Source organism: uncultured Bradyrhizobium sp. (genome assembly GCF_936928535.1).
GTDB lineage: Bacteria > Pseudomonadota > Alphaproteobacteria > Rhizobiales > Xanthobacteraceae > Bradyrhizobium.
In genome coordinates, this window is sequence record NZ_CAKZHY010000121.1 from 1 (window position 1) to 18,414 (window position 18,414).

The 18,414-nt window shown below is 63.9% G+C and carries 18 protein-coding genes; 7 read left to right on the forward strand and 11 right to left on the reverse strand.

Annotated elements, in window-relative coordinates; all coding sequences use genetic code 11:
• Positions 1–86: 86 nt before the first annotated feature.
• The 7 genes from Q0687_RS24625 to pqqA all read right to left on the reverse strand — a co-directional run bounded on the left by Q0687_RS24625 (position 87) and on the right by pqqA (position 5,202).
• Complete coding sequence (locus Q0687_RS24625) at positions 87–764, reverse strand: DUF4286 family protein (RefSeq protein ID WP_298882621.1); 678 nt, start codon at positions 762–764, stop codon at positions 87–89.
• Positions 765–791: 27 nt separating this feature from the next.
• A complete protein-coding gene (gene pip / locus Q0687_RS24630) occupies positions 792–1,778 on the reverse strand; it encodes a prolyl aminopeptidase (RefSeq protein WP_298882623.1) in 987 nt (328 codons plus the stop codon).
• Positions 1,768–2,961: a pyrroloquinoline quinone biosynthesis protein PqqE gene (gene pqqE, locus Q0687_RS24635; protein ID WP_298882625.1), complete on the reverse strand. Its 1,194-nt coding sequence runs from the start codon at positions 2,959–2,961 to the stop codon at positions 1,768–1,770. Before pqqE ends, pip begins: the two co-directional genes overlap by 11 nt.
• On the reverse strand, positions 2,958–3,269 hold the full coding sequence (pqqD, locus tag Q0687_RS24640; protein ID WP_298882627.1) for a pyrroloquinoline quinone biosynthesis peptide chaperone PqqD: 312 nt from the start codon (positions 3,267–3,269) through the stop codon (positions 2,958–2,960). The genes pqqE and pqqD overlap by 4 nt, the downstream gene beginning before the upstream one ends.
• Positions 3,270–3,281: 12 nt before the next feature.
• Positions 3,282–4,061 carry a pyrroloquinoline-quinone synthase PqqC gene (pqqC, locus tag Q0687_RS24645; RefSeq protein WP_298882629.1) on the reverse strand — a complete coding sequence of 260 codons (780 nt, stop codon included), beginning with the start codon at positions 4,059–4,061 and terminating at the stop codon, positions 3,282–3,284.
• Positions 4,058–4,987 carry a pyrroloquinoline quinone biosynthesis protein PqqB gene (pqqB, locus tag Q0687_RS24650; protein WP_298882631.1) on the reverse strand — a complete coding sequence of 310 codons (930 nt, stop codon included), beginning with the start codon at positions 4,985–4,987 and terminating at the stop codon, positions 4,058–4,060. Before pqqB ends, pqqC begins: the two co-directional genes overlap by 4 nt.
• 134 nt (positions 4,988–5,121) lie before the next feature.
• The gene (gene pqqA, locus Q0687_RS24655) at positions 5,122–5,202 is read right to left on the reverse strand and encodes a pyrroloquinoline quinone precursor peptide PqqA (protein ID WP_045002119.1); all 81 of its coding nucleotides are present in this window, start codon (positions 5,200–5,202) and stop codon (positions 5,122–5,124) included.
• Between the two features lie 249 nt (positions 5,203–5,451).
• Between pqqA and Q0687_RS24660 the strand changes: the two genes are divergently transcribed.
• The 5 genes from Q0687_RS24660 to tarD all read left to right on the forward strand — a co-directional run bounded on the left by Q0687_RS24660 (position 5,452) and on the right by tarD (position 9,329).
• The gene (locus Q0687_RS24660) at positions 5,452–5,709 is read left to right on the forward strand and encodes a hypothetical protein (protein WP_194479875.1); all 258 of its coding nucleotides are present in this window, start codon (positions 5,452–5,454) and stop codon (positions 5,707–5,709) included.
• 184 nt (positions 5,710–5,893) lie between these two features.
• Positions 5,894–7,294 carry an amidase family protein gene (locus tag Q0687_RS24665; protein ID WP_298882642.1) on the forward strand — a complete coding sequence of 467 codons (1,401 nt, stop codon included), beginning with the start codon at positions 5,894–5,896 and terminating at the stop codon, positions 7,292–7,294.
• A 2-nt stretch (positions 7,295–7,296) separates the two neighbouring features.
• A complete protein-coding gene (locus Q0687_RS24670) occupies positions 7,297–7,773 on the forward strand; it encodes a glutathione peroxidase (RefSeq protein WP_298882644.1) in 477 nt (158 codons plus the stop codon).
• The gene (locus Q0687_RS24675) at positions 7,770–8,027 is read left to right on the forward strand and encodes a DUF3297 family protein (protein WP_092237479.1); all 258 of its coding nucleotides are present in this window, start codon (positions 7,770–7,772) and stop codon (positions 8,025–8,027) included. The genes Q0687_RS24670 and Q0687_RS24675 overlap by 4 nt, the downstream gene beginning before the upstream one ends.
• Before the next feature lie 132 nt (positions 8,028–8,159).
• Entirely contained in the window at positions 8,160–9,329 is a 1,170-nt protein-coding gene (gene tarD, locus Q0687_RS24680; RefSeq protein WP_298882656.1) for a D(-)-tartrate dehydratase, read from the forward strand.
• A gap of 169 nt (positions 9,330–9,498) precedes the next feature.
• On the opposite strand, the gene Q0687_RS24685 is transcribed toward tarD, so the two are convergent.
• Entirely contained in the window at positions 9,499–10,851 is a 1,353-nt protein-coding gene (locus Q0687_RS24685; RefSeq protein ID WP_298882658.1) for a malonyl-CoA decarboxylase, read from the reverse strand.
• A gap of 279 nt (positions 10,852–11,130) precedes the next feature.
• Entirely contained in the window at positions 11,131–11,928 is a 798-nt protein-coding gene (locus tag Q0687_RS24690) for a helix-turn-helix transcriptional regulator (protein WP_298882660.1), read from the reverse strand.
• A gap of 60 nt (positions 11,929–11,988) precedes the next feature.
• Between Q0687_RS24690 and Q0687_RS24695 the strand changes: the two genes are divergently transcribed.
• A complete protein-coding gene (locus Q0687_RS24695) occupies positions 11,989–13,161 on the forward strand; it encodes an MFS transporter (RefSeq protein ID WP_298882662.1) in 1,173 nt (390 codons plus the stop codon).
• A 94-nt stretch (positions 13,162–13,255) separates the two neighbouring features.
• Here the strand turns inward: Q0687_RS24695 and Q0687_RS24700 are convergent, their stop codons facing one another.
• Both Q0687_RS24700 and Q0687_RS24705 read right to left on the reverse strand, forming a co-directional pair.
• Positions 13,256–14,104: an SDR family NAD(P)-dependent oxidoreductase gene (locus Q0687_RS24700; protein WP_298882664.1), complete on the reverse strand. Its 849-nt coding sequence runs from the start codon at positions 14,102–14,104 to the stop codon at positions 13,256–13,258.
• 269 nt (positions 14,105–14,373) lie between these two features.
• Positions 14,374–15,633, reverse strand: a complete 1,260-nt coding sequence (locus Q0687_RS24705; protein ID WP_298882666.1) for a hypothetical protein — start codon at positions 15,631–15,633, stop codon at positions 14,374–14,376.
• Positions 15,634–16,051: 418 nt separating this feature from the next.
• On the opposite strand from Q0687_RS24705, the gene Q0687_RS24710 reads away from it, so the two are divergent.
• A complete protein-coding gene (locus Q0687_RS24710; RefSeq protein ID WP_298882669.1) occupies positions 16,052–18,304 on the forward strand; it encodes a cation:proton antiporter in 2,253 nt (750 codons plus the stop codon).
• Positions 18,305–18,414: the final 110 nt, after the last annotated feature.

Below are 18,414 nucleotides of genomic sequence, written 5' to 3' on the forward strand. Positions count from 1 at the left end.
TTGACGTGTCAACCATGTCTCCGAACACCTGTCAGTCATGTCTCCGGACTGAACACTACGCCGGCAATGACGACGTTGGCCCCGCGTCAGCTGTGCGCGATATCGCTCTTGGCGAGGTCCCACATCAGGTTGTAGGTGCCGACAGAGACCGGCAGCGGGAAGGGCGCGGCCGCGGGGCCGGTGAAGCGTTCGGCGATCACGGCGGAGACCGCGCCGACATGCGTGCCGTCGATCAGCACGAACCAGTCGCGCGCGCCTTCGTTGCGCACTGCCGGGATATCGCCGGTCGCCTCCGACAATTCCGGCTCGGTCTCGAGCAGATGCATCGAGATGATGCCTTCGCGGTCTTGCGGCGCCAGCTTTTCTTGCAGTGCGTCACGCCACGCCCCCGCATTATCAGGCGTGGGGCGCAGCCGCACCAGGCCGAGCGCGGCGCCGCGGCCGGTACCCTTGCTGATGGTGATGCGTGCGACCACGCGCAGCATGTTCTTGAAATGCGCCATGGTCCGCCGCGACCATTCGGTCTGGTTGGCAAGCCGCGCGCGGTAGGCCGGACTGTCGAGCACCTCGAGCGTCGCGGTCGAGTAGAGCGAGAGATATTTGGGATTGGCCGCGTGCGCGACGTAGCGCCGTGCTTCGAGAAAGCCCTCGATCGCGACGCGCTCTTCCAGATGCTCGCGATCGTACCAACGGTTGAAATCGGCTTCATCTGATGCGTCGATGTTCATCGACGTCAGCAACATGCCTGTCCCGGCGAGCGGCATTGTTCTTGTTGTCCTTGCTTCCGCGCGTTAGCGCGTGGCCTTCGAGGCGAGGTCGGCGATCGACTTCATGACCGCATCTCGTACGCCGGCATCATAGAGCGAATGTCCGGCTTCTTCCACGATCCTGATCTCGGAGCCCGGCCAAACCTTCGCGAGGCGCGCGGATGTCTCAGGAGGGCACAACAGGTCGTAGCGGCCTTGCACGATAATGCCGGGAATGCCGGCGAGCAGGTGAGCGTTTCGCAACAACTGATCTTCGCTCATGAAGGAGTCGCTCGCGAAATAATGCGCCTCCATGAACGGCGTCGCCGGCAGCGTGCGCCAGACATTCAGTGACGCAAGATCAATGCGCGTCTTGGCCGCCTTGTGTTCGGATAGCGCCCGCTCGGTGTCGTGCCACGCCCGCGCCGCCGGACCATGCACGGCGGGATCGGCATCGAGGATGCGGCGATAATAGGCCTGCACCGGTCGCGCGCGTTCCTCCGGCAGCAGCACGCTGAGGAAATCCTCGTGCAGCGCCGGATAGAATTGCGCGAGGCGCGAGGTGAAGGCGGTCTCGACATCGGCCTGCGTGCCCAGGAAGGTCGCGCGGAGCGCAATGCCGCAGACGCGCTCGGGATGGGCCTCTGCATAAGCCAGCGCCAACGTGGCGCCCCAGGAGCCGCCCACGACCATCCAGCGTTCGAACCCGAACTTTTCGCGGATGTTCTCCATGTCGGCGATCAGATGCGCCGTCGTGTTGCACTCCCGCGATCCCTTGGGACGGCTGCGGCCGCAGCCGCGCTGGTCGAACAGCACGGCGTGCATGCGCTCGGGATCGAACAGCCGGCGATGGTCGGGTTGGCAGCCGGAGCCCGGCCCGCCATGCAGATAGATCGCAGGAATGCCGCCTTCGCGGCCGACGCTCTCGACGTAGAGCTCATGGCCGTCGCCGACGTCGAGCATGTCCGATGTCAGCGGTGCAAAGGGATCGGCGCGCCTGGCGGCGGTGCCTGCGTCGGCGTCAGGCGTCATTCCCGGATTCCAGAGTGCCGCCGGCGAAGTTGCGATAGAGGAAGCGGTTGGTCTCGCCCTCGGCCTCGCGCTCGGCCTGCTTGAAGATGGTCTCGTGCAGCGGCGACAGCGCGCAGGCCGGATCGGTGTTGGCGGCGTCGCCCGTCAACGCAAAGGCCTGGCAGCGGCAGCCGCCGAAATCGATCTCGCGGAACTCGCAGCTCTTGCACGGCTCCTTCATCCAGCCGGTGCCGCGATAGCGGTTGAAGGCGTCGGAGTTCTGCCAGATCCAGGCGATCGAATGATTGGAGCGCACGGATTCGAAGTCGAGCCCGGTGATGCTCTCGGCGGCGTGGCAGGGCAGCACCTTGCCCGCTGGGGAGATATTGAAGAACTGCCGGCCCCAGCCGCCCATGCACTTCTTCGGCCGCAGCGCGTAATAATCAGGGACGACGTAGTCGATCGCGAGCGTGCCCTTGAGCCGCTCGCGTGCCTCCTCGACGAGGCGGGTGCACTCGTCGAGCTGCGCCACGGTCGGCATCAAGGCGGCGCGGTTCTTCAGCGCCCAGCCGTAATATTGCACATTGGCGACCTCAAGCCGGTCGGCGTCGAGATCGACAGACATCTGAATGATCTCAGGGAGCTGGTGCAAATTCTGACGGTGCATCACCGCGTTCACGGTGAGCGGCAGGTCCAGCTCGCGCGTCCACTTCGCCACTTCGAGCTTCTTGCGATGGCCGCCCTTGTAGCCGGCGACGCGATCGGCGAGGCCTTCCTCGATGCCCTGGAACGAGATCTGCACATGGCAGAGCCCGGCATCGGCGAGCTCGCTCAGCTTCTCGCGCGTCAGCAGCACGGCCGAGGTGATGAGGTTGGTGTAGAGGCCGACGTCGCTGGCATGTTTCACCAGCTCGACGAGGTCCTTCCGCGCGGTCGGCTCGCCGCCGGAGAAGTGCACCTGGAGCACGCCGATCTCGGCGAGCTCGCTCAAGACCTTCTTCCACTCGTCGGTGGTGAGCTCCTTGCCCGAGCGGTCGAGCTCGACCGGATTAGAGCAATACGGGCATTGCAGCGGGCAGCGATGGGTGATCTCGAGCAGCACCGCGAGCGGAATGCCGAAGCTCTCCGCCGTCGAGCGCTGTTTCTCCAGCACCGCGAGGCTGTCGCTGGCGTCAGGCGGAATGGTCGGGAGCACATCGCTCATGGCGTCTTCTCCCTGACCTCAGTCAGGAAGCCCTTGTCGGCGAGATCCTGCAGCATCACGATGACATCGGCCAGGATCGCCTCCCGCGGCGCGGCGTATTTCGCCGCCAATTGGTCGGCAATTTCTCCGACATTGCGCTCGCCATTGCAGAGCTGCAAGACCTCGACGGCAATTTCGTCCGGCGCCAACACGCGTTCCGGCGCCAGGATCACCCAGACCTTTCGCGTCTCGTCATATTTCAGCTTGGCATGCCGCGGCAGCACGGGGCGGCTTGTCTCGCTGACGCTGATGTTCCGCGGCCCGGCCATGGCTTGAGTTCCTCAGCTCGCTTTGGGCACGAACGCGCCCGGCGGAATGTTGCCTTCGACATAGGCGTGCTGGAGCGCATCGAGCTGCACCCACAGCACGTTGGTCTTGAAGATCAGCGCGTTGCACACCTGCGCGCGCTGCTCCGGGGTCGTCGCATGCATCTTGACATAGTCGAGCGCGAAGTTGGCATCACGCGGCGCCTGCGTCAGGCGGCGCTTGAAATAGCTCATGATGTCAGGATTGACGAAGTCGTAGTGCGCCAGCATGCCGGAGATGCGCTCTTCGTGCAGGTTCGGCGCGAACAATTCCGTGAGCGAAGAGGCGATCGCCTCCAGCGGGCTCTTCTCGCGGCAGTAATGGACATAGGCCTCCACTGCAAAACGCGTGGCCGGCAAGATGCCCTCGGTCGATTCCACATAGGCGGTGTCGAGGCCGAGGCCTTCGGTCAGTTTCAGCCAGCGCTCGATGCCGCCCTCGCTGCCGACATCGCCGTCATGGTCCTCGATGCGGTGACGCCACTCCAGCCGCGTGGCGCGATCGCGGAAGCGCGAGATCACCACCGCGTCCTTGATCGGGATCGTGCTCTGGTAATAGTAGCGGTTCAGCGCCCAGGCCTGCACCTGGCCCTTGTTCAGCTTGCCGCCGTGCAGCAGCTTATGGAACGGATGCAGGCTGTGATAGCGCGTGGCGCCGATATGGCGCAGCGTTGCCTCGAGTTCCTCGGCCGAATTCAGCCTGATGTCCCTGCCGACAGAGAGCGCAGTCATTCCAGTCATGGACGCAGCATTCACAGCACGATCTCCGTTCCGTCGGCCGGTATCTGCCATCCTGCCGCCTCTGACGTCTTGCGTTCAGGCGAGGAGGGCAGCAGCGCCGGGTTCGAGTTGTTGATATGCAGAAACATCTTCCTGTCGATATTGAGATCTGCCAACCGTGCAATCGCACCATCGTCGCCCGACATCGCCACGTGACCCATGCTCTTGCCGGTCTTGTGGCCGAGGCCGGCTTTGATCATCTCGTCGTCCCGCCAGACCGTGCCGTCGAAGAATACCAGCGCAGCGCCGTCGATCTCGGCCTTCAGCGCATCGGTGACCTCGGCGCAGGCGGCGATGAAATAAAAGTACTTGCCTGACGATTTGTCGGTGACCTTGAGGCCCAGCGTATCGCCATCGCCGCTCTCGCCGCCCGGATGCGCCTTGCCTTCGAGATACCAGGCCGATTTGCCCGGCACAGCGAAGGGCCGCACCTCGAGCCCTGAGCGCGCCCCATCAGGCAATCGCGGCTCAAAGGGCTCGCCGATTTCGATCGGCTGGCGCTTGACGGTCTTCTCGTTGAGCACGTTGAAGATGCTGTTGCTGGCAAGGATCGCCAGCACCTTCTCATGTGCGTAAACCGTGAAGGGCGAGCCCTCGCGCATCGAGAGCAGGCCGGCGACGGCATCGACTTCGCTGTTGGTCAGGATCACGCCCGCAACGGGCGAGTGGCGCAGCGCGCCCGCCTTGGGATGCAGCTGCGGCGTGGCATTCAATTGCTGGCGCAGATCTGGGGAGGCGTTGATCAGGAACCAGTGCTCGCCATCGCCGCTGAAGGCGACCGAGGCCTGGGTTCGAGAAAGCTCTTGGCCGTTTTCACGGGCCGCGCGGCAGCCCTCACACCCGCAATTCCATTGCGGGACTCCGCCGCCGGCCCCGGCGCCCAGGACGACGACGCGAAGCATTGATACGTCTCCTGGAAGCAACGTCGCGAGGTGGATCCTCAGATCAAACAGGCTTGGACGACACAGTTTCCATCGACCAGAAACTGATCGTGACCGAAAGACCCACCTGCGCAGAACGCTTGACTACCAACCGCTTACTTGCGGGTGGCGCTCACATACATGTTGATTTCCATGCCGCAGGGCACTTCGACGATCTTGGGGGTTTTCCAGGCCATTTTGGCTCTCCATTTTCGCGATTTCGGACGTGTCCGCCCGGGGTTAAATTACTGCGGGCGTAAAAGTTCGCCAGTGAAATTTTCCCGAGCACAGCCATATTGCGCCGCGACATACAGGGCGGGAACAGTACTTTCTGGTGATACGGCCTTGCGTCTGGCGCATTCGGTCGCGAACCCTGTCCTGATAAAGCAGTTGTGAGTGCAGTGCAGCTTTCAATCCGGTACAGGCCGCTTTAGCTGGATCTCGTGATGCCCAAATATTTCTTCAATACCCGTATCGGCGATGAGCTGATCGTGGACCCCGACGGTGAGGATCTGCGCAATCCCGATCGCGCCTGGGAGGTCGCCCGCCAGATGATCCTGGAGGTGGTGAAATCCGAAGGCGCCCAGCCGGCACTGCTCGAGGCGGTCATCGAGGTGACGGACGACGATGGCGAGATCGTGCTGGAGTTTCCCTTCAGCGAAGCGCTGCTGGACATGCCGGACGAGTCCGCGACAAGGCATTAGGGCCCCCAACTCTCTCCCCGTCATTGCGAGGAGCCTTTGCGACGAAGCAATCCAGCCTGCCTCCCCGGGAACATTCTGGATTGCTTCGCTTCGCTCGCAATGACGGGGAAGGTTATCCCTGCGAAATCCGCATGGCTTTGCTGCGTTCCCGGCGCTAAAAGACGCCGGTCACACGGAGCAAGTCATGCAAGATCTCTGGCGCCTGTCGGCCGCCGACCTCGCTACCCTCGTCAGGTCCAAAAAGGTCTCCGCCCGGGAGGCGGCCAAGGCTGGTCTCGACCGCCTGGATGCCGTCAATCCCAAGCTCAACGCCGTGATCGACCATCGGCCGGAGGACGTGCTCAAGCAGGCCGACGCCGTCGATGCCGCCATTGCCAGGGGCGAGGACCCCGGCGTGCTCGCGGGCGTCCCCGTCACCATCAAGGCCAATGTCGACCAGGAGGGCTTTGCCACCACCAATGGCCTGAAGCTTCAGCGGGACCTGATCGCGCGCGAGGACAATCCTGTCGTCGCCAATTTCCGCAAATCCGGCGCGGTTCTGCTTGGGCGCACCAATTGCCCGGCCTTCTCCTATCGCTGGTTCACCACCAACCTCGTCCATGGCGACACCAAGAACCCGCGCGATGCCGCGCTGACCCCGGGCGGCTCGTCCGGCGGCGCCGGCTCGGCGGTTGCGGCCGGCATCGGCGCCATCGCCCACGGCACCGACATCGCCGGTTCGATCCGCTATCCCGCCTACGCCTGCGGCGTGCACGGCCTGCGCCCGACCCTCGGCCGCATCCCCGCTTTCAACCCCGCGCTGCCGGAGCGCCCGATCGGCCCGCAGATCATGGCGGTCTCGGGTCCGCTGGCCCGCACCGTGAATGACTTGCGCATTTCGCTTGCCGCGATGTCGGCGCGCGACGTGCGCGATCCCTGGTATGTGCCGGTGCCGCTGGAAGGCCCCGCGCGCGAGAAGCGCGCCGCGATCTGCCTCAACCCGGACGGCCTTGCCACCACGCCCGAGGTGAAGGCCGCTGTGAGCGACGCCGGCAAGCGTCTCGAGCGCGCGGGATGGACCGTCGAAGTGATCGAGAACACCCCGCCGATGCGCGAAGCCGTCGAGTGGCAGCGCAAACTCTGGCTCGGCGATGCCTTTGAGGCGCAGCTCGAAATGGCGGAACGCGAAGGCGATCCCGGCGCGCTGGCGTGCCTGCGCGGTATCAGAGCCAAGGTCACGCCGATGGACCAGGCAAACTACGCGAAGGCACTCACGCGTCGGGCCACGCTGACCCGCGACTGGATGCTGTTCTTCGAGACATACGCCGTGGTGCTGACGCCCGTGTCCGGCGAGCTGCCGTTCCCGGATCATCTCGATCGCAAGGACACGGCGTCCTTCGAACGCGTCTGGGAAGCGCAGCTGCCGCAGATCGCCATTCCCTTCATGGGCCTGCCGGGCCTCGTGGTCTCCACCGGCCTCGTCGGCAAGACACCGGTCGGCGTGCATATCGTCTCCGGGCGCTACCGCGAGGATCTCTGCCTGCTCGCCGGCGAAGCGATCGAGGCGGGCGGTGTGCCGGCCTCGCCGATCGATCCCGTAGGTTAGCGATGCCAGAGATTTACGACTTCAAGGCCAATTCGCTTGCCGGCGAGGAGGTGTCGATGCGCGCCTTCGAGGGGCAGGTGCTCTTGATCGTCAACACCGCGAGCAAATGCGGCTTCACGCCGCAATATCGTGGCCTCGAGGATCTGCACCGCGACCTGTCGCCACGCGGCTTCTCGGTGCTGGGCTTTCCCTGCAACCAGTTCGGCGCGCAGGAGCCGGGCCAGGCGAACGAGATCCAGGCGTTCTGCTCCACGAATTACGACGTCACCTTCCCGCTGTTCGAGAAGATCGACGTCAACGGCGCCAATGCGCATCCCCTGTACGAGTACCTGAAACGTCAGCAATCCGGATTGCTCGGTTCCTCCATCAAATGGAATTTCACCAAATTCCTGGTGGACCGTGCCGGCAAGGTGATCGCGCGCCATGCGCCGACCGCCCGTCCCGAAGGATTGCGGAAGCAAATCGAGACCCTGTTATGAGCGAGACATCCATGAGCGACGAATTTCCGGACCGCCTGTCGGTCGACCCCAACAGCCCCTATTACAACGCGGACATCCTGTCGCGCGACGTCGGCATCCGCTTCAAGGGCATCGAGAAGACCAATGTCGAGGAATACTGCATCAGCGAAGGCTGGGTCCGCGTCACCGCCGGCAACGCCAAGGACCGCTACGGCAATCCGCTGACCATCAAGGTGCATGGGCCCGTGGAGCCGTATTTTAGGGATAAGAAGTGACGGCGAAGCCGTCATTCCGGGGCTCGCGAAGCGAGAACCCGAAATCTCGAGATTCTCAGGTGCGCAACTGCGCACCGTAGTTCGATGCTGCGCATTGCCCCGGAATGACGCATTAAAAATAAGGCCACGCCCATGTCCGTCCGCATCGTCGACGTCCGCGAGATCACCAAGCCGATCTCATCGCCGATCCGCAACGCCTATATCGACTTCACCAAGATGACGACCAGCCTCGTTGCGGTCGTCACCGACGTGGTGCGCGAGGGAAAACGCGTCGTCGGCTACGGCTTCAACTCCAACGGCCGCTACGGCCAGGGCGGCCTGATCCGCGAGCGCTTTGCCTCGCGCATCACGGAGGCCGATCCGAAGTCGCTGCTCAACGCATCAGGTGACAATCTCGACCCCGACAAGGTCTGGGGTGCGATGATGACCAACGAGAAGCCGGGCGGCCATGGCGAGCGTTCGGTCGCGGTCGGCACCATCGACATGGCGGTGTGGGATGCGGTGGCGAAGATCGCGGGCAAGCCGCTGTTTCGCCTGCTCGCGGAACGCCACGGCGTCGCAGCCAATCCGCGCGTCTTCGTCTACGCCGCCGGCGGTTATTACTATCCCGGCAAGGATCTCTCGATGCTGCGCGGTGAAATGCGCGGCTATCTCGATCGCGGCTACAACGTCGTGAAGATGAAGATCGGCGGTGCCCCGATCGACGAAGACCGCACGCGCATCGAGGCGGCGCTGAAGGAGATCGGCAAGGACGCGCAGCTCGCCGTCGACGCCAATGGCCGCTTCAATCTGGAAACCGGCATCGCCTATGCCAAGATGCTGCGGGACTATCCGCTGTTCTGGTACGAGGAGGTCGGCGACCCCCTCGACTATGCGCTGCAAGCCGCGCTCGCCGAATTCTATCCCGGCCCGATGGCCACGGGCGAAAACCTCTTCAGCCACCAGGACGCCCGCAACCTCATCCGCTACGGCGGCATGCGTCCGGATCGCGACTGGCTGCAATTCGATTGCGCGCTGTCCTATGGTCTGTGCGAATACCAGCGCACGCTGGAAGTCTTGAAGACCTATGGCTGGTCGCCGAGCCGCTGCATTCCGCATGGCGGCCACCAGATGTCGCTCAACATCGCAGCCGGCCTGGGGCTTGGCGGCAATGAAAGCTACCCCGACCTGTTCCAGCCCTATGGCGGCTTCCCGGACGGCGTCCGCGTCGAGAACGGCCACATCACTATGCCCGATCTCCCCGGCATCGGCTTCGAGGGCAAGTCCGATCTCTACAAGGAGATGAAGGCGCTGGCGGAGTAGCGAGTCGCGTTGAGACGCGACGGCCGCGCCAATTCCTCGGTGTCGTCCCGGCGAAGGCCGGGACCCATAACCCCAGCGAGGTGTTATCGCGCGAGCCGGCAACTCCGAGTCTTCGACAAACCCAATTCGGTGGCTATGGGTCCCGGCCTTCGCCGGGACGACACTGCGCCTACGACAGCCGCATATCCAGCAGCCTGCGCCCCTCGCTCTTGAGCAGCTTCTTCACCGCGCTCGAGGCCACGACCTCGCCGTCATTGGCGTAGGCTTCGTGGTTCTTCTCGATGTCGTCGAGGCGGTAGAGGTAGTTGACCATCACGCCGGCGGATTCGCGCAGGCCCTTGGGCGAGAGGTCGCCCAGCCAGTTGATGCGCTCGAGCCGCGCGCCGTTGCCGAGGTGGAAGCGGGCGACGGAATCGATCAGGCGGCCCTTCGACGTGCGCGCCTTCAGGAAGTAGTGGGCGGCGAGCGGCTCGATCAGGCCGCGCAACTGCGTCGTCGATTCCGGGTTCTCATACCATTTGGGATCGTCGAGGCGCTTGAGGATCTCGCGGTCCTCGTCCGTCACCGGCAAATCCTTGTCCTGCTTGATCCATGGCATGAAGCCGGGCACCGGCGACAGCGTCACGAAGGTGTCGAGCTTCGGTGTTTCGCGACGCAGCTCCTCGACCACCTGCTTGATCAGGAAGCTGCCGAAGGAGATGCCGCCAAGGCCACGCTGGGTATTCGAGATCGAATAGAACACGGCGGTGCGGGCCTTCTCGATCGGCAGATACTGGCGATCGACCGCGAGCAGCGGCGCGATCGCGCCGGGAATGGTCTCGGTCAGCGCCACCTCGACGAAGATCAGCGGCTCGTCGACCATCGCGGGATGGAAGAAGGCGTAGCAGCGGCGGTCGACCGGATCGATGCGGCGGCGCAGATCGTCCCAGTCCGAGATCTCGTGCACGGCCTCATAGCGGATGATCTTTTCGAGGATGTTGGCCGGGGTCGACCAGTCAATCCGGCGCAGCACGAGAAACCCCCTGTTGAACCAAGACGAGAGAAGATGCGAGACGTCGCGGTCGAGCGCGGCGAGATCGGTATGTCCCTTCATCATGCCGAGCAGATCGGCCCGCATGGCGACGAGATCGCCGGTGCCGCCAGGCGCCCGGTTGAGTCGGCGGATCAGCTCCTGCCGCCGCGGCTCCGAGGCGAAATGCAGCGCGCTCGCGTCCTCGTCGCTCGGCTCGGTGCGCCATTTTTCGATCGCGCTGCTCAGGCGTTCCCGGTCCGGGCCGAAATCACGCATCAGCCCTTCGAAGAAGGCGCGGCGTCCCGCCGCATCCAACTCCCCGTAGATGTCGAGCACCTCGCGCGCCATGGCGGTGCCGGAGGCTTCGCCGCGGCCCGACAGCAGCGCATCGCAGAGCGCGATCAGGCCGTCGGCATCCTGCTTGGCGTCGGTGGAATCCACCCGGCGCAGCAGCGTGCGGCCGCGCTCGGAAATGGTGGCGAGCAGGTCGGAGAAGAAGGCATTGGCCATCTGGGCTTTTCGTATCCGGGTTTGTGAGGTGCGGAAGTTTACACGGGATTTAGGCGGAAGCCGATCACAATCAAGCGGAGGAATGCGGCATCTTTAGTCGGGCCGTGCGTTTGGAGAATGAGGCTATGCCGGTGCTGATGCCACACGAAAGCTGCCGTAGGGTGGGCAAAGCGAAGCGTGCCCACGACTTCTTTCCACTGGAGAGAGATGGTGGGCACGGCGTAAGAGCGCCTTTGCCCACCCTACGAGTTCTCGCAATGACGTGGAGAGAGCGGGGGGCTACCCCTTCCCCGCAAACTTCGTCGGCGTCCGTCCCGTCACCTGGCGGAACGCGGCCGAGAACGCCGGGACGCTGGCATAACCGAGTTGCGTGGCGAGCTGCTTCACCGAGACATTCGCATCGGTCGACAGCCTCTGGATCGCCGCGGCGATCCTTGCGCGCTGGCACCAGCTCTTGAAGCTCAGCTGCGTCTGGCTCGAGAACAGCCGCGACAGCGTGCGCGCGGAGGTGCCGACCTCGCGCGCCAGCGTGTCGATGTCGTGCAGGCCGGTGGGATCGTCGAGCACGATCATCGCGGCGCGGCGGCAGCGCGGCTCGTGCGGCAGCGGCACGAAGGTCGCGGAATCCTCGGCCTGATGCAGCTCCAGCATTACCAGGCGCACCAGCAGCTCGGTGCGCTCCTCGGTGTTGCGCGGGTCGAACAGCGCCAGGATCGCCTGGTTCAGCAGCGGCGACACCCGCACCACGAATTCCCGGGTCAGCCCCTCATAGCGCTGCTCGCGCTTGAGCCAGGCGAGATCGAAATAAAGCGTGCGCATCTCGATGTCGGCGAGCAGGTCGATGGCATGTTCGAGCCCGGCCGGCACCCAGACCGCGCGGTCCGGCGGCACCAGCCAGCGTCCGCCGGGCGTCGTCACCTGCATGGTGCCTTTCGCCGCGTAGATCAGCTGCGACTCGCGGTGCATGTGCGGGTCGATCCGCATGCCCTTGGGGTAATCGCGCGCAACCAGGTGCACGCCCGCGGTGGAGCGGTGATTGCCCAGGACTTCCCGGATTGGCGCTTTGACGACAGTCATTGGCAGCATCCCGTCAAGGCGAGGACATATAACTCATTTCGGAGCAGGAGAGGATTCCGAATGAACAGCCCCGTCAGGGTCATCAGTTTCGTCAACGCCGGTCATTTCGTCGATCATTATGCGATGCTGATCTTCGCCGCCGCCGTGATTATCATGGGGCCGGCGCTCGGCATGGCCTATTCGGAACTGCTTCCCTACGCGACCCCCGGTTTCATCGCCTTCGGCGCCGGCTCGCTGCTGACCGGCTGGCTCGGCGATCGCTGGAGCCGCCGCCACATGATGCTGATCTTCTTCGTCGGCATCGGCGCCTCCATGATCTCGGTCGGCTTCGTGCAGACGCCGCTGCAGCTCGGCGCCGCGCTGCTCGCGATCGGCATCTTTGCCTCGATCTATCACCCCGTCGGCACGGCGATGATCGTGTCCTATGCCGAGCGGCTCGGCCGCGAGATGGGCATCAACGGCGTCTGGGGCAATCTCGGCGTGGCTTCGTCGGCGCTGGTCACGGGCGTGATCGGCCAGTATCTCGGTTGGCGCTTTGCCTTCATCATTCCCGGTATCGTCACCATCCTGATCGGCGTCGCCTTCGCGATGCTGGTGGTGCACGAGGATCGCAAGGGCAGCAAACAGGCCGCCGCGCAGGCGCGGGTGGCAAAACAGGACATGTGGCGCGTGGTGCTGTCGCTGCTGATCGTCGTGATCGCGATCTCGACCACGTTCAACGCCGTCACCGTCGCGCTGCCAAAGCTGTTCGCGGAGCGGCTCGCGGATCTCACGAAAAGCCCGGCGCTGTTAGGCGTCATCGCCGCCTGCGTCTACGTGTTCGGCGCGATGACGCAGTACACGATCGGCCGGCTGCTCGACCGTTATTCGCTGAAGACGGTGGCGCTGCCGCTATCCTTCATGCTGGCGCCGTTCTTGTATCTGGCCGCGAGCTTGGACAATCTGCCGCTGATTTTGGTGTCGATCGGCATCGTCATGGGCGCATTCGGGCAGGTCACGGTGAACGATGCCATGGTCGGCAAATACACCAGCGAGGAATGGCGCTCGCGCGCCTATGCGGTGCGCTATTTCATCGGCTTCACCGCGGCCGGCGCGTCGGTCGGCCTGGTCGCCTGGCTCTACGAACGGGGCGGCTTCGTCACCATGCTGCATGCCTTCGCCGGCCTGTGCCTGCTGGCGATCGCAGCCGCGATCATCCTGCCACGCGAAATCCGGACGCCGGCGGCAGCGTAACCCTCTCCCCCGTCATTGCGTGGAGACCTTGCGACGAAGCAATCCAGGCTGTCTCCGCGGCGCGCGTTCTGGATTGCTTTGCTGCGCTCGGCGCTCAATGTTTCGGGTTGCGGCCGCGGATGTGGTCAAAGCCTTGCTTGATTGCGGCGAAGCGCGCTTCGACGATCGGCTCGAATTCGAGGTCGGTGAAGATATAGGGCCAGTCGTTTTCGACGCCTTCGCGGACGAGTTCGCCGACATAAATGGGATCGATACCCTGAGAGACGCGCTCCCGGATCATATTGATCTGCTCGGCACGCGGGCCCGACGTTGGCGGGGCAGGGACCGCCCCCTCGAAGCGCTTGGGGAGGTTGCGTCCTGAGTTCATGATCTGGGTGCGGATGAACCCGGGACACAGCACGGATACGCCGATCCCGCGCGGGGCGAGTTCAAGCCGCAGGCCCTCGGACAGCGCGACCACACCATATTTTGAAACGTTGTATGCATTGCTCGCCCCAGAAATGAGGCCCGCGATCGAGGCCGTGGAGACGATATGTCCACCCTCGCCATGTTGTTCGATCAACGGCCCGAAGATCTCGATCCCCCAAATGGTCGCCATCAGGTTGACGCTCAGGGTCCAATTCCACGCCGCCTCGGTCCAGGTGCCATAGGGCCCGCCGCCGCCAACGCCCGCATTGTTGACGAGGATGTGCACCTTGCCGTAGCGGGCGGTCGTGGCTTCGGCGGCCGCCACCAGTTCGGCTTTGAGTGAGACGTCGGCCTTCACGCCCTCGACATCGACGTTGGTGAGCCTCAATTGCCTGAGCGCCGCGGACAGAGCTTCTTCTTCAATATCACAAAGCATCACTTTCGCCCCCGCCTGGGCGAAAGCGGTCGCGATCCCCAGGCCAATGCCTGACGCCGCACCGGTCACGAACGCAATCTTTCCAGCGAGTTCTTTCATCCGCATTCTCCTCCGGCAAGCCCGAGACGCTTGCAACTTCAAGTGTTCGCGGACGGTATATGATCGCACTTTCGAGCGATTTGGAAGCGCGTCGGATGACTGCGTCAGGCCGTTCGCGTCATTTGCGGGGTCCCTGAACGCGGGGGTCTCTTTGATCTTCCCCGATCCGCCGCAGGTCGTGCAGAAACCTTCGCCTGAGCGAACCGGGTGCATGTCGAAATCAAAAAAGCCAAGAGAGAGAGGCCGCGACGAGACGTATCGCGGCTCGACTACGGAAGTCCTCTTGTCAGCGTAAAGGGATTGAACCCACGTTCGGCGAGAGCAGCCCACGACGCTGCGCCAAGATGTGACAATCGGAAATAGAGCCGCGGCTTGGTCGGATCGGTGTCCAACACGAACCCGGTCGGTAACTCGCGGGCAGTTGTGGCATAGAACCCGCCATCCGGCGACCTCTGGGATTCGATGACAGAGATCAACGAGTTTGCCCTCCCGGTCCTGCCGAGCAATTTCATTAAGAGAGCCATTTGGCTCGTCCCTTCGGTCCACACACCGTCTCGGTCTTCACCGTAAGAAAAGCCCCCGTCGACACTCATTCGCTGTTCGGCGGTCGAAATTGCCGATGCAAATTTCTCGACCGCTCCGCGGAGCGCTGTTAGAGGCCAGACCTGAGCATCGAGAGCCAAGGTCGGATTGTGGGTGACGCCGTCTTCAGCGGTCCCTGCAGCGAAACAGGCGCACGCCGGATTCCACATCGAATTGACGAAGTGTTCAGCAGCCGTTGCCTTGTCACGCCAGCGCGAATCCCCCGTACGGATCGCAAGAAGGCCAAACGCGGCGGCGAGATCAGTATTATGTTCAGTCGACTTCCACATCCGCACTTCCGGCGTTGGTTCGTGCCCAAACGTACCGCCCGTGAAACCGCCAGTACCGCGCGTATCGGCCCATTGCGCGACCCAGGCGCCAAGCCGTGCTGCACCATCGCGGAACCGGAGGCGTGTGTTCACATCATCAAGCGACAGCAACGCCAACATGGCCCATGCCATGTTACCGACATCGCTGCCCACCTGATATCGATCCTCCAACCATTTGTTTTGAGCATTGTCCCACCACCCCGGAAGTTTGACGGGGCCATTGGCGACCACACCCGCGGCGTAAGCGTTCCGCAGCCGTCCATCATGCCAGGTGCGGTCGTTGTCGATGGCCCAGAGAATCGCCGAGCCAATCCGATGCGCTTTGTCTTGCTCACCGCAACCGACCAATGCGATGGCGGCTACCGCATTGTCATAGAGGTAGGCGGCGCCATGCAGAGGCCCCGATTCGACGGTCGGGTAGCTGGGCAGGAACAACGGCCCTGATGGCGGTGCTTTATCGATTAGACCAGCGAGGTATCCGCACGCTGACGTTTTTGGGGCTGTTGAAGCCTGCAGTGGAGCGGAAGCCATCATGATTGCGACATTCGCGACGACCCAAGTGTGAAGGCAGAGCCCGCGACATCGGTAGAAGCAACAAGCGATCAGTGCCGATAGCATTTCGCTGCCTCTCACGCCTTTTCAACCAAGTTAGGCTTTGGGGCATCGGAAAGAAAGCCGGTCAGGATCGAGTAAAGACATCGTGCCTTCATCTTCAACGGGGGACCAAGTTTGCTCGATCGCAATTCTTCGTATGCGGCGCATCCTTCGAGACGCCCGCCTCTGGCGGGCCCTCAGGATGAGGGTTGGGTGTGTGGTCGCTGTTTAGCGGGCGCCGACGCCGTTTTAGCCTCATCCTGAGGAGACCGCGGAGCGGTCGTCTCGAAGGACGAGGCGTGCGCGCAGGTCGCTCAAAAAGCTCCTATGCGATCACCCTGCCTAAGCGCGCCGCGAGGACAGGGAACCCGCGCCACCTCCCGCAAGTTCTATCCTTTGAGGCCCCGGCACCTGCCGGGACGGAACGGGGGAAGACGCCTGCATGCAGTGGAGCCTGCTCCGACCGGTCGGTCTTGTCCCCGCGGCGCTTGTCCTCACCACGATGGCCGCCAGCGCAGAGGGCGGTAAATCGGCCGGTCCCTCCGAATTCCTGCTGGTGACGCAGATCGTGCTGCTGATCGCGGTGGGGCGCGGCCTCGGCGAGATCATGCAGCGCATCGGCCAGCCCTCGGTGATCGGCGAATTGCTCGCGGGCATCATCTTGGGGCCCTCGCTGTTCGGCTGGATCTGGCCGGAGGCGCAAGCCGCGATCTTTCCGAAAACACCCGAGCAGAAGGCAATGCTCGACGGCATCGCGCAAGTGGGCATCCTGCTGCTGCTTCTGCTCACCGGCATGGAGACCGATCTCAAGCTGGTGAAGAAGGTCGGCAAGGCCGCGATCGCGATCTCGATCGCCGGCATCCTCGTGCCCTTCGCCTGCGGCTTTGCGCTCGGCGAATTCCTGCCCGAAGCGTTGCTGCCGAGGCCCGAGCAGCGTCTCGTCGCCTCGCTGTTCATGGGCACGGCGCTGTCGATCTCTTCCGTGAAGATCGTCGCCGTGGTCGTGCGCGAGATGAACTTCATGCGCCGCAATGTCGGCCAGATCATCGTTGCAACCGCTATCATCGACGACACCATCGGTTGGATCATCATCGCGGTGATCTTCAGCCTCGCTTCGCAAGGCACGCTGGATATCGCTTCGGTTGCCAAGGCCGTGCTGGGCACGCTCGTCTTCCTCGCCGTCAGCTTCACCATCGGCCGCCGGCTGGCGTTTCAGCTGATCCGCTGGGCCAATGACAACCTTGTCAGTGCGGCCGCTGTGATCACCGTCATTCTGCTGTTGATGGGCGTGATGGCGCTGATCACCCATGCGATCGGCGTGCACACCGTGCTTGGGGCCTTCGTCGCCGGCATTCTGGTCGGGGAGTCGCCGATCCTGACGCGGCAGATCGACGAGCGCCTGCGCGGGCTGATCTCGAGCTTCTTCATGCCGGTGTTCTTTGGCCTCGCCGGCCTCAGCGCCGATCTCTCGGTGCTGCGCGATCCCAGCCTTTTGATGCTCACGGGCCTTCTGGTCGTGATCGCCAGCGTCGGCAAGTTCGGCGGCGCCTTTGTCGGCGGCACTGTCGGCGGCCTGAGCACGCGGGAGTCGCTGGCGCTGGCGAGCGGCATGAATGCGCGCGGCTCGACCGAGGTCATCATCGCCACCATCGGCCTTTCCATCGGCGTGCTCAGCCAGAACCTGTTCACGATGATCGTGACGATGGCGATCGTGACCACGATGGCGATGCCGCCGATGCTGCGCGCGGCGCTGGCGGAGCTGCCGATGAGCAAGGAGGAGAAGGAGCGGCTGGAGCGGGAGGAGTTCGAGAAGCGCGGCTTCGTCGCCAATCTCGAACGTCCGCTGCTGGCCGTGGACGAAAGCGTCAACGCCACTTTCGCTGCTCACATCGCGGGCTTGATCGCCGGCATGCGTGGTTTTCCGGTGACCGTGCTGCACATCGGCAAGCGCGCGAAGGAGCAGGCTGAGGAGGAGAGCCACGAGGCCGTGGTGAAGAAGGCCGCCGAAACCGTCTCCGCGAATGCCGAGGGCGACACCGGCAGCGTCGACGTCGTCACCCGTGCCAGACGCGCGGAGCTTGGCGAGACCATCGCCGACGAAGCGCGTAAGGGCTTTGATCTCCTCGTCGTCGGCGTCGACAAGGTTGCCGCAAAGGATCGCTTCGATCGCAAGATCGAGGACATCGCCGCCAAGTTCGAGGGGCCGCTCGCAATCGTCGCCGCCAAGGGCAAGCATTTGAAGCAGCCGGTGCCTGATAGCCTCAACATCCTCGTTCCCGTCTCCGGCAGTACTGTCTCCAAGCGCGGCGCGGAGGTCGCCGTCGCGCTGACGCAGGCCGGGTCAGGCTCGCTGCGCGTGATCTATGTGGCGACGACGCGCGACAAGGGCGCGCAGCGCGGCGCCTCTCGCGGCCTCGGTCAGGAAGCCGGCATCCTGAAGGACGCGAGCGATCTCGCCGCGCGCTACGACGTCGACATCACCACCACGCTGCGCGTGAACCGGGCGCCGGAGGCGGCGATCCTGCGCGAGATCGAGACCACGGACGTCGATCTCGTCGTCATGGGCGTCGACCGCATCCAGGCCGATCACCTCTCCTTCGGCGGCGTCGCCGATGCGGTGCTCAGGCAGTCGAAAGTCTCGGTGCTGCTGGTCTCGAGCGGCGAGGCGCGGCAGGTGCCGAGCGAGAAGGCCTAGATAACGGCGCTCACCCTCTCCGCCGTCATTGCGACGAGCCCTTGCGACGAAGCAATCCAAACTGCCTCCTCGGAGGGACTCTGGATTGCTTCGCTGCGCTCGCAATGACG

Bases quoted from the DNA above. Each gene is read 5' to 3' on its own strand.
- Q0687_RS24625 (WP_298882621.1), bottom strand. From the start codon at position 764: ATGCCGCTCGCCGGGACAGGCATGTTGCTGACGTCGATGAACATCGAC.
- pip (WP_298882623.1), bottom strand. From the start codon at position 1,778: ATGACGCCTGACGCCGACGCAGGCACCGCCGCCAGGCGCGCCGATCCC.
- pqqE (WP_298882625.1), bottom strand. From the start codon at position 2,961: ATGAGCGATGTGCTCCCGACCATTCCGCCTGACGCCAGCGACAGCCTC.
- pqqD (WP_298882627.1), bottom strand. From the start codon at position 3,269: ATGGCCGGGCCGCGGAACATCAGCGTCAGCGAGACAAGCCGCCCCGTG.
- pqqB (WP_298882631.1), bottom strand. From the start codon at position 4,987: ATGCTTCGCGTCGTCGTCCTGGGCGCCGGGGCCGGCGGCGGAGTCCCG.
- pqqA (WP_045002119.1), bottom strand. From the start codon at position 5,202: ATGGCCTGGAAAACCCCCAAGATCGTCGAAGTGCCCTGCGGCATGGAA.
- Q0687_RS24660 (WP_194479875.1), top strand. From the start codon at position 5,452: ATGCCCAAATATTTCTTCAATACCCGTATCGGCGATGAGCTGATCGTG.
- Q0687_RS24665 (WP_298882642.1), top strand. From the start codon at position 5,894: ATGCAAGATCTCTGGCGCCTGTCGGCCGCCGACCTCGCTACCCTCGTC.
- Q0687_RS24670 (WP_298882644.1), top strand. From the start codon at position 7,297: ATGCCAGAGATTTACGACTTCAAGGCCAATTCGCTTGCCGGCGAGGAG.
- Q0687_RS24675 (WP_092237479.1), top strand. From the start codon at position 7,770: ATGAGCGAGACATCCATGAGCGACGAATTTCCGGACCGCCTGTCGGTC.
- tarD (WP_298882656.1), top strand. From the start codon at position 8,160: ATGTCCGTCCGCATCGTCGACGTCCGCGAGATCACCAAGCCGATCTCA.
- Q0687_RS24685 (WP_298882658.1), bottom strand. From the start codon at position 10,851: ATGGCCAATGCCTTCTTCTCCGACCTGCTCGCCACCATTTCCGAGCGC.
- Q0687_RS24690 (WP_298882660.1), bottom strand. From the start codon at position 11,928: ATGACTGTCGTCAAAGCGCCAATCCGGGAAGTCCTGGGCAATCACCGC.
- Q0687_RS24695 (WP_298882662.1), top strand. From the start codon at position 11,989: ATGAACAGCCCCGTCAGGGTCATCAGTTTCGTCAACGCCGGTCATTTC.
- Q0687_RS24700 (WP_298882664.1), bottom strand. From the start codon at position 14,104: ATGAAAGAACTCGCTGGAAAGATTGCGTTCGTGACCGGTGCGGCGTCA.
- Q0687_RS24705 (WP_298882666.1), bottom strand. From the start codon at position 15,633: ATGCTATCGGCACTGATCGCTTGTTGCTTCTACCGATGTCGCGGGCTC.
- Q0687_RS24710 (WP_298882669.1), top strand. From the start codon at position 16,052: ATGCAGTGGAGCCTGCTCCGACCGGTCGGTCTTGTCCCCGCGGCGCTT.